The 12149-nt window shown below is 68.2% G+C and carries 11 protein-coding genes; 5 read left to right on the forward strand and 6 right to left on the reverse strand.

The genetic code is table 11. From position 1 onward, the window contains the following. The first annotated feature begins 318 nt into the window (after positions 1 to 318). The 3 genes from ML01_RS21930 (at position 319) to ML01_RS21940 (ending at position 3549) form a co-directional block, all read left to right on the forward strand. On the forward strand, positions 319 to 1935 hold the full coding sequence (locus tag ML01_RS21930) for a multiheme c-type cytochrome (RefSeq protein ID WP_254045355.1): 1617 nt from the start codon (positions 319 to 321) through the stop codon (positions 1933 to 1935). Next, positions 1932 to 2609 (forward strand): NapC/NirT family cytochrome c, encoded by a 678-nt coding sequence (locus ML01_RS21935; RefSeq protein ID WP_058557531.1) that lies wholly within the window; start codon positions 1932 to 1934, stop codon positions 2607 to 2609. Before ML01_RS21930 ends, ML01_RS21935 begins: the two co-directional genes overlap by 4 nt. A 331-nt stretch (positions 2610 to 2940) precedes the next feature. Continuing rightward, positions 2941 to 3549 (forward strand): PRC-barrel domain-containing protein, encoded by a 609-nt coding sequence (locus ML01_RS21940; RefSeq protein WP_058557532.1) that lies wholly within the window; start codon positions 2941 to 2943, stop codon positions 3547 to 3549. On the opposite strand, the gene ML01_RS21945 is transcribed toward ML01_RS21940, so the two are convergent. From ML01_RS21945 to bchE, 4 genes are all read right to left on the reverse strand, one after another. Continuing rightward, positions 3510 to 3806, reverse strand: a complete 297-nt coding sequence (locus ML01_RS21945; protein ID WP_058557533.1) for a hypothetical protein — start codon at positions 3804 to 3806, stop codon at positions 3510 to 3512. The genes ML01_RS21940 and ML01_RS21945 overlap by 40 nt on opposite strands. A gap of 160 nt (positions 3807 to 3966) precedes the next feature. Next, on the reverse strand, positions 3967 to 4995 hold the full coding sequence (locus ML01_RS21950) for a YihY/virulence factor BrkB family protein (RefSeq protein ID WP_058557534.1): 1029 nt from the start codon (positions 4993 to 4995) through the stop codon (positions 3967 to 3969). 782 nt (positions 4996 to 5777) lie between these two features. Further along, the gene (locus ML01_RS30015; RefSeq protein ID WP_058557536.1) at positions 5778 to 6791 is read right to left on the reverse strand and encodes a PRC-barrel domain-containing protein; all 1014 of its coding nucleotides are present in this window, start codon (positions 6789 to 6791) and stop codon (positions 5778 to 5780) included. Positions 6792 to 7355: 564 nt separating this feature from the next. Continuing rightward, positions 7356 to 9134, reverse strand: a complete 1779-nt coding sequence (gene bchE / locus ML01_RS21965) for a magnesium-protoporphyrin IX monomethyl ester anaerobic oxidative cyclase (protein ID WP_058557537.1) — start codon at positions 9132 to 9134, stop codon at positions 7356 to 7358. Positions 9135 to 9478: 344 nt separating this feature from the next. Here bchE and cobF point away from each other — a divergent pair, with 344 nt between their 5' ends. Both cobF and ML01_RS21975 read left to right on the forward strand, forming a co-directional pair. Continuing rightward, positions 9479 to 10264 (forward strand): precorrin-6A synthase (deacetylating), encoded by a 786-nt coding sequence (cobF, locus tag ML01_RS21970; RefSeq protein ID WP_058557538.1) that lies wholly within the window; start codon positions 9479 to 9481, stop codon positions 10262 to 10264. 362 nt (positions 10265 to 10626) lie between these two features. Further along, positions 10627 to 10965, forward strand: a complete 339-nt coding sequence (locus tag ML01_RS21975; protein ID WP_058557539.1) for a hypothetical protein — start codon at positions 10627 to 10629, stop codon at positions 10963 to 10965. Between the two features lie 14 nt (positions 10966 to 10979). On the opposite strand, the gene ML01_RS21980 is transcribed toward ML01_RS21975, so the two are convergent. Then, positions 10980 to 11444, reverse strand: a complete 465-nt coding sequence (locus ML01_RS21980; protein WP_058557540.1) for a DUF4124 domain-containing protein — start codon at positions 11442 to 11444, stop codon at positions 10980 to 10982. A gap of 118 nt (positions 11445 to 11562) precedes the next feature. Continuing rightward, positions 11563 to 12114 carry a DUF302 domain-containing protein gene (locus tag ML01_RS21985; protein WP_162268079.1) on the reverse strand — a complete coding sequence of 184 codons (552 nt, stop codon included), beginning with the start codon at positions 12112 to 12114 and terminating at the stop codon, positions 11563 to 11565. Positions 12115 to 12149 lie beyond the last annotated feature (35 nt).

A 12149-nucleotide genomic window follows, 5' to 3' on the forward strand; every position in this document is an offset into this window, starting at 1 on the left:
CATGCGCGCGGTCAATATCCTTACATTGCCGCCGGCCATCCTTCTTGCTGTAATTCCACCGATCCGGGCGCGGGACGGTGCAGGGACAGGCGCCCGGACCATAATCATTAAATAAGCAATAGCTGATATTCGCGCTTGCTGATCTATTCCAGCAGTGAAGCGCTCGGATGTTGCCTCGGCAGGCCATGACTGCACCTTTGTGGTCGGCGAGAGACTCACGACAAGCGGTATCGATCGCTTATTCGGACGGATGGGTGCAGTGCTTTGCACGGCCCTCGGCGATCATTCCACCAACCGCAGGCAGTAGGCAAAGACCCCATGACTTCATCGAGATACCCCTCGCCCGCGCGTGCGCGGCGCCGCGCGCCGATGCGCGCGCTGCTCGTCGGCGCAGCACTCACGCTGGCGCTGCCCGCCGCGGCAGACAAGGTCAAGCTGGACCCGAGCGAGTGGGGCCACGCGGCCGGCGAGAAGTGCGCGAGCTGTCACGAGAAGGCGTCCCCCGGCATCGCCGAGCAATGGCACCAAAGCGCACACAAGATCGCCGGGGTCAACTGCATGGACTGCCACCAGGCGGACGCGGCCGACGCCGATGCCATCGAGCACGAGGGCCAGGTCATCGCGACCATCGTCTCGCCGAAGGACTGCGGACGCTGTCATGAGAAGGAGTATCAGGAGCAGGCGGGCTCCGTGCACGCGGAGGCCTACGCCATCATCAAGGACCGGGTGCCGGCGCTCGCACACAATATGACGGGCGCCGAGATGCAGGCAGCGGGCTGCGATCAGTGCCACGGCTCCCAGGTCAAGGTGCGCGGCGACGGCACGCTGGACCCGGCCACCTGGCCCAACTCCGGCATCGGCCGCATCAACCCGGACGGCTCCAAGGGCAGTTGCTCCTCCTGCCACGGCCGCCATGCGTTCTCAAAGGCGCAGGCGCGCGAGCCCGAGGCCTGCGTGCGCTGCCATTCGGGGCCGGATTCGCCGGACAAGGAGGTCTTCGAGGCCTCCAAGCACGGCATGCTCTACGCTGCTCAGCGCGAGGCGATGAACCTCGACGCCGACACCTGGGTCGCCGGCAAGGACTACACCGCCGCCCCCACCTGCGTCACCTGCCACATGGGCGCCGCCGGCAAGGTGCCGGCGACCCACGACGTCGGCTTGCGCAACGCCTGGAATCTCAACACGCCGGTGTCGAAACAGCAGTACCTGGTGGTGCTGGAGGACGGCTCGAAGCTGGAGCTGCCCGCCGATGCGAAACCCCCGAAGCGCGGTGCCGAGCTCACCAAGGCCGATGGCACCGTCGGCAAGGTGAAGGTCGTCGCCGCACCGGAGCGGCGCCGGCAGGTGATGTCCACGGTCTGCCTGGAATGCCACGCCAAAAGCATGACCGATGGCTTTATGACCCAGTTCGACAACGTCGTGAAGCTCTACAACGAGAAGTTCGGCGAGCCCGCGGCGGCCATCATGGCCAGCCTCTACGACGCGGGTCTGCTGACGCCGCTGCCCTTCGATGAGCCCATCGAGTTCACCTACTGGGAGCTGTGGCACGACGAGGGCGCCCGTGCCCGTCACGGCGCCTCGATGATGAGCCCGAACCACGCCTGGTGGGAGGGCATGTACTTGGTGGGCCGCAACTTCTACAGCCGCTTCCTGCCGGAGGCCCGGGCCGCGGCTGGCGAGCGCGCGGCGGAGCTGGTGGACGTGCACATCGAGGGCGCCGCCGGGCATGCCTGGCTGGCCCGCACGGGTGAGGCCAGCTCGATTCTCGGCTGGATGCCGCCGGCGCCGCCGCCAGCGCCCGTCGCGGAGCCGGCGGCGGACGCGCCCCCGGAGATGGATGCAGCGCCGCCCACCGAGGCACCGGCCGCTGGTGAGGCCGCTGCACCGCCCGCTGCCGACGCGAGCGTCGCCGCGGCGAAGGAGGGCGGGCAATGATCAAGCTCGACCCGCCGGCCTTCATCACGCGTCATGTGCTGTTCGCGCTGGTGGTGGGCGGCCTCGGTGGCATCGCGTTCATGTTCTTCCTGCTGGAGTTCGACCACTACACCAGCTCCAACGAGTTCTGCACCACTTGCCACTCCATGACCTACGCGGAGGTGGAGTATCGCCAGTCCGCGCACTACAACTCCGCCTCCGGCGTGCGCGCGAGCTGCGGCGACTGCCACGTGTCCGAGGGGGTCATCATGGCCACCTACGACCACGCCATCGGCACCAAGGACCTGATCAAGCAGATGTTCGGTGCCGACTACGACGACCCGGTGGTGAACCTGCTGCACCTGCCGGAAGCCGCCTTCGCCGCGCGGGACTGGTTCCGCAAGCGCGATTCCGCCACCTGCCTGCGCTGCCACACCCTGGAGGCCATCCAGGGCACCCGTGCCCACACCGCCGCCATCCACCAGGAAGAGACCGAGGGCAAGAGCTGTATTGACTGCCACATGAACCTGGTGCACCGCAAGGTGCCGAGCGAGCAGACCTTCAAGCGCGAGGCCTGGAACGCGATGGTGGAGGAGGAGTTCGACCTTGCGCCGGGCACCGCGGCGCAACTGCTGGCCGGAGACAAGCCCGGCGGCGTCGCGGCGGCACCGGTCCCTGCCACGGCCGGTGATTGAGCGAGGGGGCCGCGCTGTCGGCCCACCTGCCACCTGGCGCTATGAAGCAAGGGCCGAGGGCCGAGGAGGTCTTCCTTGGCCCTTGGCCCTCGGCCCTCCGCGCTTGGCGCCTCAACCAGGCTAGGTCCAACCCCGCTGGGGAATTACCACAAGCGACGCGCGAAAAGCACCTTGCGCGGGCCCTCCATCACGCGCGTCGAAGGCGCGTCGCAGGTCCGGCGCCCGCGCGGGGCGGGGCGGAGCGCGTTGGCACATAGGCTGCAATCAACAGGCGACCGAGGCGCAATTCGCCCCGGCGTGTGATCAAGCAACCACATCGAGGAGATCTTCTATGAAGCATCCCATCGCCGCCGCCAGCGTCGTCGCTCTCGCCCTGGGTGTCGCCGGCCCCGCAGCCTTCGCCGAGCAGCAGGGCATGCAGCAGGGCACGCAGCAGGGCAGCCAGCAGCAGACCGGCCTGCGGGCCGGGCAGCAGGGCGAGAAGAAGGAGGTGAAAGTCTCCGACCTCACCGGCACGGATGTCGTCAACCGCCAGGGTGAGCAGATCGGCGATATCGACGAGATCGTCCGCAAGTCCGACGACGACGAGGCGAAGGCGCATGCCGTGATCTCGGTCGGCGGCTTCCTGGGCATGGGCGACAAGGACGTGCTGGTGCCGTTGGACCGTCTCAGCATGCAGGAGGACAAGATCGTGCTGCCACAGGACATGGCATCGAAGGACGCACTGGAGCGTCAGCCCGCGTGGAAGGACAAGGAGGACGACTACGAGAAGCTGTCGGACTCCGACAAGGTGGAGATCGAGCGCTCCGAGTTCGCCGCGTTCGAGCGCGGCCAGCAGGGCATGACCCCAGGCCAGCAGGGCACGACGGGTCGGCAGGGCACGATGCCCGGCCAGGATTATCAGCAGCGCAACCAGCAGGGCAGCGGCGCTGGCATGTAAGCCGGTGATGGCGCGGGACCCGTGAGGGTTACGCGCATTGTCAGGCTCGGCACCGGGAGGTGCTGGGCCTGTTTGGGGATCGGCACAATGATGGTCTCCAGGAAGGACGCAACGCCGATAAGCCACAGGCCGATGCGCGAGCCGGCCAGGTCCAGCGCCCACTGCTGCGGACGCCGCCAGGCGTCGCGGAGCTGTCGCTGATTGGGCTCGCGGGTGGCGGCCTCCTGCGGAGCGGCGCTGTGGTGGTCGCGGGCCACGGATTGCTTCTCCTGTCGTGCGGGTTGGCTGGGCGGTGCCGGCCGGTTGGCGCGGTAGTGCCGGATGGATCAAGGTGTCGTTGTCGTTGTCGTTGTCGTTGTGGACTCGATCGACAGTCCGACAACGACGACCGGCGCAGGGCTGCACTGCCGTCGCGCATCAGTCGGCGAGGGAGCCCTGAGCCTCCCGGCCGCGGCCGGGGGCAGGCGCCTCGCCGGGCAGGCGGTCGGCCACCTCCGCACCGCGCTGCCCACGCGGCCGTGCGGTGCCGATGGTGCTGTCGCGCGCCGTCTGGCGCTCCGTCTCGGCGTTGATGCCGGCGCCGATGATCACGGACGCCGCCGACAGGTAGAGCCAGAGCAGCAGCACGATCACGGCACCGAGGGAACCGTAGGTCGCGTTGTAGGCGCCGAAGTTGGCCACGTAGAACGAGAACAGCGCGGAGGCGACGAGCCACAGTACGCCCGCCACGACGGAGCCGAGCGGCAGCCAGCGCCAGCGCGCCTCGCGCCGCGACGGGCCATAGCGGTAAAAGATGGCGAGCGCGAGCAGGGCCACCAGCGCGAGCACCGGCCAGCGCAGCCAGTTGGCGAGCGTCGCCGACGGGCCGCCCAGGTTGAGCACGTTCAGCACGATGGGCACGGCGACGGTGGCGACGATGCCCGCCATTAGCACCAGCACCAGGAACAGCGTGAGACCGAAGGCGACCAGATTGAGCGTGAAGAAGCCGCGCTTCTCGCGCTCGTCGTAGGCGATGTTGAGCGCGATGATGAGCGCCCGGGTGCCGCGGGTCGCGCCCCATAGGGCCAGGATCACGGCGCCGGCAAGGCCTAGGCCCAGCGCGGGGTCCGCGCCGGCGCCGGCGCTTTCGAGCTGGTTCGAGATCAGCTCATGCACCTGCGCCGGCATGATGCCGCGCAGCTCGTTGAACTGCTGCTGGATCTGGGCCGGGTCGAACAACAGACCGTAGGTCGTCACCAGCGCGGCGATGGCCGGAAACAGGCCGAGCAGGGCGTAGAAGCCGACGCCCGCGGCGACCAGGCTCAGGTTCTCGCCCATGAAGCGCTGCGTGACCCGCTGCAGGATGTTCCACCAGCCGCGCCGTGGGATCTGCAGCGGCGACTGGGCGTCGCGCCCGAGATCGGCGGGGGTGAGGCGACTGCTGCGGCGGCTTTTGCGTCTAGTCATGGTTCGGGTCTCCATGGGATGAGTGGGGCAGCCGGCCGCGCGCCCGGGCGAGGTGTCCAATCACGTCGCTACGCGAGATTTGTCGGCGCTGGTTCAGTTCCACAGCAGGGGATCGGTCGCTGCGGCTGCCGGGCCGCGCGTCGGGCTTGCGGCGCCGGCGACGCCGCGCCTGGCTGCGCGCGTTCCTGCCGGTGCTCAGCAAAAAATGGTCCGCAACCCAGCACGGGCAGTGCGGCGCGTCGATCGGCGTGAGCGCACGCTCGGCCGGTGCAGATCCGCCGCTGGCAGGGGGCTTTGCCCCACGGGGCGGTGGGCTTGGATCGGTGCGCGCGCCCTGATGCGAGGTCAGCGCTCGGTTTCGGCAGGCTGCCCGGTGCCCGGCGCTCGCGCTTGGCGACGCGGTCGTGCTCGGCCTTGGCCTGGCGGTGGCTGGTTTCATCGCCGGCGCGGCGCTGGGTCAGCTCGCGGAAACGGCGGCGATGCGGGTGACCAGGATCGAAAGGCTCACCACCAGCAGCAGGGACAGGATTGCGGTCATCGGGCGGCGGTGGGCGTGGCTCGGTCCCGACCGACGGCAGCCGTCGGAAGGATGGTCGTCGTAAGGATGGTCGTCGGAAGGATGGTCGTCGCAAGGATGGTCGTCGTAAGGATGGTCGTCGTAAGGATGGTCAAAGCATCAAAGGGGGTCGGCATCCTTGCCGAGACGATGGCGCGGAGCCCGCGCATGCACGCCGGCCGTTACTGCGACGCCTGGTCTACTTGGACGCCTGGTCCTCCCGGCGCTACTGCGACTCCTGCTCCTGCGACTCCTGCTCCTGCGACTCCTGCTCCTGCGACTCCTGCTCCTGCGACTCCTGCTCCTGCGACTCCTGCTCTCGGCGCGGGTTGCGCTCGCCCTGTTGGCCGGTCATGCCGCTGTCGTCCTGGATCTCGAAGGCGGCAAACTCGGAGCGCGTGATGCGCTCGTTGCCGTAGCTGTCCACCTCCTCGAAGCGTTGCTCCAGCTCATCGTGCTGCTGGGCCTCCTCGCGGCTGATGACGCCGTCGTTGTTCCGGTCCAGACGCTCGAACAGCCGGGTCTTCTCGGGCGGCAGGTAGACCATATCGCGGTTCGGGTCGAACATGCCCGTGCCTGCCTGCTGCCCTTGCGGCCCGGCCTGCTGCTGCGCCTGCTGGGCGCCCTGCTGCTGGGCTTGCGGGTCCTGCTGCTGACCCTGTTCATCGGCCTGTGCCTGCTGCCGGACATCCTCGGGCAACCAGTAGGCGATGATGATGCGGCTCACCTGCGGTTGGCCCATGTTCGGCGCGCCGCCGGTGGCACCGAAGGCCGGGGCCTTTTGCACCTGATCGGGCGACACATCGAACACCAGGTGCTCCTCGCGCGCTAGCGGGTAGACGAAATGACCCACCGGCACGGCCACCTGGTCCCCCGCCTTGTTGTCGGCGAGCAGTTGGCTCTGCAGGATCACGAAGCGCAGCCGGCCCATATCGTCCATCACCAGCTCCTTGACGGAACCGAGCTCCTTGCCGTCGCGGTTTTGTACCGACTTGTCCAGCCAGTTGCTGACCTGATAGCGGCCCGGGAGCTGCTTGGTCAGCGGCTGGTCCGTTCCGCCGCCCTGCTGGCCTTGCTGAGCCGCCATCGGCTGCCTCTGCTGCTGGCCGGTCGGGGCGCCGGCCCCGGTCTGCGCGACCGTGACGCCGGTCCACAGGCAGGCGGCACCAAGCGCGGCGGCGGCCGCAACGGCGGACATCCGGGACAGGGCGGCGGCATGCTTCGATTGCTCGTTGATCATGATTGTGCTCCTCGTGGTTGTTGCGTGGCAGGGAGGCCGCAGCACGCGGCCACAACTCGCCCAACTGGTTTGCAAGCACGGGGCCAGGGCGCGGCGGTTGCTGCCGACGCCGCCTGGCTCAGGACCGGGATGGGCGAATGCGCCCGGAGCCGGTGCCGCCGCCGGGTAGCGGCCAACTGAGCGCGAGATTGTCTTGTTTGGCAGCGAAACCCGACCTTAAGGGCATCGAATTCGATCCCGACGAACGGCGGGCCGGTCCATGGCCGATTTGGATGATCCGCCCACCCCGGCGAGCGCGAGGCGTTCTGCTACCTGCTTGCATGTGCGCGGTTCGGGCGCGGAGCGCCCGCAGACGCACGGGCTCTGCAAGCAACCCGGGCTTGCGCCTCGCTACTAACGTTTGGCAGCTATGCCTTCGGCGCCGGGAGCGTGCGGCGGAGCCGCGGAGACGGCGTGCCGAGGCGGACGCCTGGGCACGCGCACACATGAAAACGCCCCCGGTCGGGGGCGTTCTTGCGGTTGGGCCAGGGGCCGGCGGTGCCGGCCCCTGAGGCGGGCAGGGGGCTAGGCCTGCTCGGCGACGGCGGCCTTCTCCTTCGGCCTGCCGATGGCGGAGATGGGCACGGCGACCTCGCCCGGGCCGTTGTACTGGGCGATCTGTTCGTCGGTCATCTGCTGGTTGCCGCCGCCGCAGGCCATGGCGGCATGGGCCGGCTCGGCACCGCCGCAGGCCTTGATGGAGGCCATGACGCCGCTGGGCTGGATCATTGCAGCCGGCCGTCTCACGACCTCGGGCTTGACCGTGCCTTCCAGTGGGCGTTTGGCCGCCGGTGCCTGCTTCCAGGCGTTGTGATCTGGTTCCTCGATCTTGGACGCGGACTTGTCGTAGTCGAAGCGGATCAGCTTCTTGAACATCGGCCCCCAGTAGTTCTGCTGGCCGAGCTGGTAGAACTTGCGCTGGAGGGCGCTCTGGAAGAAGGCCTTGATGCAGCCGATGAGATAGCGGCGGCGGAAGGGATCCTTCACCCAGGGGTACTGGAACAGCATGCGCTTCATGTAGAAGCGCCGATAATTGGCCATAACGCCATCGAGCAGCTCGGCGCGGTCGATGTTGTCCGGCTTCATGATGGGCGAGACGAAGTTGTACTTGGAGTAGTCGAACACCTCGACCTTCTCGCCCAGCTCCGTGAACATGTCGGAGAAGGGCCAGGGGGTGAACATGGACCAGTTGGCCATGTCGGCGCCCCAGTCCATGACCAACTGGTAGGTCTCTTCCAGGGTCTCGCGCGTCTCGTTCTCGAGGCCGACGATGAACTGCGCCTCGGTGACGATGCCGTTTTGCTGCAGGAGCTCGATGGCGCGCTTGTTCTGCGCAACGGTGGTTTCCTTGACGAAGCGGTCGAGGTTGAGCTGCGCCGCCGCCTCGGTGCCGAGCGAGATGTGCACGAGCCCGGCCTTGCGATAGAAGGGCAGCAGCTCCTCGTCGCGCATGACGTCCGTCACGCGGGTGTTGATGCCCCAATGGATGCCCAGGTCGCGGTCGATGAGCTCCTGGCAGAACTCGATGAACTTGGCGCGGTTGATGGTGGGCTCCTCGTCGGCGAGGATGAAGAAGCCGACGCCGTGCACCTTCACCAGCTCCTCGATCTCGTCCACCATGGCCTTGGGGCTGCGCACGCGGTAGTCGCGCCAAAACTTCCATTGCGAGCAGAAGCTGCAGGTGAAGGGGCAGCCGCGGGCCATGTTCGGGGTGGCCACCGGCACGCCGAGCGGGATGTAGGTGTACTTTTTCCAGTCCAGCAGACCCCAGTCCGCCCGGATGCTGTCGATGTCCTTGATGGAAGGCTCGGCCGGGGTCGCGACCACGGCGCCGTCGTTGCCCAGGAAGGCGATGCCGTTGATCTGGTCGCGCTCGTTCGGCCAACGCCCCTCGTCGATGGCGCGCACCAGGTTCAGCGTGACCGCCTCGCCTTCGCCGCGGACGATGACGTCGATCCAGGGCGCCTCGCCGAGCACCTGCTTGAACATGAAGGTCGGGTGGATGCCGCCGAGGACGGTGACGGCGTTCGGGCACTCCTCCTTGGCGATCTTGAGCACCCGCTGCGCGACGTAGATCATCGGCGTCATGGCCGTGGTGGCGACCACGTCGGCCCCGGCCTCGCGGATGGCGATGCGCAACTGCTCGTCATTCAGGCCGTCCACCAGGGCATCGACGAACACATAGTCGTTGTAGCCGCCGGCCTTGAGGTAGCCGGCGATGTAGGTGACCCAGGCCGGCGACCAGTTGCCGGCGATATCGGCGGCGCCGGCGCTGTAGTTGGGATGGACGAAGAGAATGCGCATGAATCGGCTCCGTGTCGGTGAGCGGCGGTCGCGGACAGGCACCGGCGACTGCGGGTGATCGGCAGCGGCGGGGCGGTTTCGCCCGGCAGTGCCAGCTTGGGTCTCTGTTGCGGAGTGTCGGCAACCTGGCCGGCCGCGTCATTGAGCCCGGTCTATCGATGTGTCGGTCGGTGCGTCGGTTGGCCCGGCCGGCACGCGCCGTGCCGGCCGATGGCCACTGTCCGACTCGTCTGCTCGGGATGGTACTGCGCCGGGCGCCCATCGCCAGCAACAGAAGTGTCATTCCGCGATTCCTTTGACCGGTGTCAAGCTGGCTGGACACTTGGCTTTGCAAGATGGCCTCGATGAAGCACTGCTACCTGATCGGCATCGGCCCCGGGCATCCGGATTTCCTGACCCTCGAAGGGCTTAACGCGCTACGTTGTGTGGACTTGTTCCTGATCCTCGAGAAGGAGGGCCGTGGCAAGGACGAACTGACGGCGCTCCGCCACGACATCCTCCAGCGTGTGCGCCCGGATGGCGGCTACCGGGAGCTCAGCGTGCCGAGCCCGGCGCGCCCGCGCGCGGTGGACCAGGACGCCGCCGCCTACCATGCCGTTGTCGACGCCTGGCACGCGGAGAAGCGGCGCCTGTTCCGGGGCGTGCTGGAGCGGGAGCTGGCCGACGGCGAGGCGGCGGGGCTCATGCTCTGGGGCGACCCGACGCTCTATGACCAGACCATCAGCATGTTGACCCGGGTGGTGCAGGAACTGCCGGAGCCCCTGGGGCTCAGCGTGATCCCCGGCATCAGCGCGGTGCAGGTGCTCTGTGCACGGCACCGCATCCCGCTGAATCGCGTCGGGGAGTCGGTCAGTATCATCACCGGCCGGGAGGCGGAGCAGGTGGACCCGGCGAGCGTGCACAACACCGTCGTCATGCTCGATTACAACGCGTCTTTCCGGCGCTTCGTCGGGCAGGACATGGATATCTACTGGGGCGGGTATCTCGGCGCGCCGGACGAGGTGCTGGTCGCCGGGCGGCTCGATGACGTGCACGACGAGCTGCTGCGCCTCAAGGCGGCGCTGCGCGAGCAGAAGGGCTGGCTCATGGACACCTATCTGCTGCGCCGACGCGGCACCGACGAGGGCTGAGAGAAGACTCGTACAATCGTCGCAGCGGAGGCCAACGTCGGGCGATCCCCATCAAGGCAGAGCCGCTTCCTCGGCCCTCGGCCCTCGGCCCCTTCCCCCCAAGCTGTCGCAGATCCGCCCGAGCGTCGCATCCCCGACAGGCCTGCCGGGGCATGCGCATGGCCGCGCCTCGGGATGTGGGCCTGGGTTTGATACGGCCGGGGAGGGCGTTACGCGCAAGGCCAAGGGCCGAGGAGGCTCCCTTGGCCTAAGGTCCTTGGCTCTCGGCTAGCTGGCCCGTTACTTGCTTTTGCTTGCTCCAGATCAGGTTTCACATCCACCGCGGCCCCCACGGGTGACCGCAGCCATTCGATGACGCGCCCATGACGCTGACCAAGCCAGACCTGCAGGACTACCTGCAACTCTTCAGCCAGTACGGTGGTGACCTAGGCGAGCTCTACCGGGCGCCCGACGATGAGCGCTATGCGCTGTTGTTCGAGCAGGTGATGCGCCTCCTGGTGCGGCCCTCGCTGTTCAACCTGCGGCTGCCGGACACGTTCCGCACCGCGGCCCGCCGCTATCAGGACGGCCACCAGTCCACGGTGGCAAGTTTGCGCCAGCCCGCCAATCGGCACTTTCTGCTCTGCGAGCTGCATGACTGGATCATGCTCAAGGGTGGGCTCTCGGCGCGCCGCGACGCCGCCCAGTCCGACGCGAGCTGACGCGCGCCGGGCGCTCAGCGGGTGCTGCGCTCGCTCGGCAGCGAGCCGCCACCGCGTGCGCGGGACTCCCCGGCAAAGCCGCCTGCGCCCTGCGAGACGCGGTCCGGGGAGCGGGCACGGCGCACCGCCTCGTCCTCCTGCCAATTGATCGGCGGTCGCTTGGTCGCGCCCGCGGCCTGCTGCTCTGCCGCCTGGGGTGGCTCGGGGGCGGTGCCGGCGGCCGGCGGTGGTCGCTGGCCGCCGCCGCCGCGCGGCTGCATGCTCTGCACGCGCTGGTCGGCGGCGTTCACGTCCGCGTCGTTCGGCGGCGGATCGATGCGGATGCTCTGGACGCGCTCGGGGTCCGCGCCCACCAGCGGCGAGGACGAGTAGACGACGTTGCCGTCCTCGTCCACCCCCTTGTAGACCTCTGCGCAGACGAGGCTTGTTGCAGCCAGCAACAGCGTGCCGGCCAGGGCCTGGATGCGGGATTGGTTCATTCGCCGATGCGCCTCCTGAAACGGGGTTGCGGGACATCGGGCCGAAGTGTACTGCGCGGTCGCGTCCGGGGCGCCCCCGCCGGCCACCCGCGCCGGCCTCCTGGCCGGCGGCGCGGGCTCAGAAGACGCCGGTGGCACCGGCGGTGATGATGGACAGCATCTCGCCGTTGATGCTGATGGCGATGGCCTGGAGCTCCGCCGGCAGCTCATAGGCGTTGATGATCATGTCCAGGTTCAGCATTTCGAGCCAGTAGCGGCCGTCGTTGTCCTGCACCAGTGCGATGCTGCAGGGCATGTAGGCCGCGTAGATGGTGTTGAAGCGCACCATCTTGATGGCGTCCTCGGGGCGGCAGAACTGGAAGATCTCCAGCCGCGGCGACTCCAGCCCGCGCGCCTCGAGCTCGGCGCTGACGTTCTGGTGGCCGACCAGCTTCATGTTGAGCTCGACGGCCTTGGAGTTCATCGCGTCGATGGCGTCCTCCGGTGTCACGCCCTCGGCGAGGCCGATCTTGAGCACCGTCTGGCCGATCTCGTACATGTTCACTTCCGGCGCCGGGGCCGGGTCGGCGGCGATGGCGACCGCCGACAAGGTGCCGAGCAGCAGGCAAGCCGCGAGGCGGGAAAGCGCTGCTGAGGTCATCGTGGCTGAGGTCATCGTGGCTGAGGTCATCGTGGTTGACTCCTTCGGTGGAGCGCCGGGTTGGC

The organism is Thiohalocapsa sp. ML1, from assembly GCF_001469165.1.
Classification (GTDB): domain Bacteria; phylum Pseudomonadota; class Gammaproteobacteria; order Chromatiales; family Chromatiaceae; genus Thiohalocapsa.

Excerpts from the sequence above, each read along its gene's own strand:
- ML01_RS30015 (WP_058557536.1), bottom strand. The coding sequence starts at position 6,791 with ATGATCAACGAGCAATCGAAGCATGCCGCCGCCCTGTCCCGGATGTCC.
- ML01_RS21985 (WP_162268079.1), bottom strand. The coding sequence starts at position 12,114 with ATGACCTCAGCCACGATGACCTCAGCCACGATGACCTCAGCAGCGCTT.
- ML01_RS21975 (WP_058557539.1), top strand. The coding sequence starts at position 10,627 with ATGACGCTGACCAAGCCAGACCTGCAGGACTACCTGCAACTCTTCAGC.
- ML01_RS21980 (WP_058557540.1), bottom strand. The coding sequence starts at position 11,444 with ATGAACCAATCCCGCATCCAGGCCCTGGCCGGCACGCTGTTGCTGGCT.
- ML01_RS21935 (WP_058557531.1), top strand. The coding sequence starts at position 1,932 with ATGATCAAGCTCGACCCGCCGGCCTTCATCACGCGTCATGTGCTGTTC.
- bchE (WP_058557537.1), bottom strand. The coding sequence starts at position 9,134 with ATGCGCATTCTCTTCGTCCATCCCAACTACAGCGCCGGCGCCGCCGAT.
- ML01_RS21930 (WP_254045355.1), top strand. The coding sequence starts at position 319 with ATGACTTCATCGAGATACCCCTCGCCCGCGCGTGCGCGGCGCCGCGCG.
- ML01_RS21940 (WP_058557532.1), top strand. The coding sequence starts at position 2,941 with ATGAAGCATCCCATCGCCGCCGCCAGCGTCGTCGCTCTCGCCCTGGGT.
- ML01_RS21950 (WP_058557534.1), bottom strand. The coding sequence starts at position 4,995 with ATGACTAGACGCAAAAGCCGCCGCAGCAGTCGCCTCACCCCCGCCGAT.
- cobF (WP_058557538.1), top strand. The coding sequence starts at position 9,479 with ATGAAGCACTGCTACCTGATCGGCATCGGCCCCGGGCATCCGGATTTC.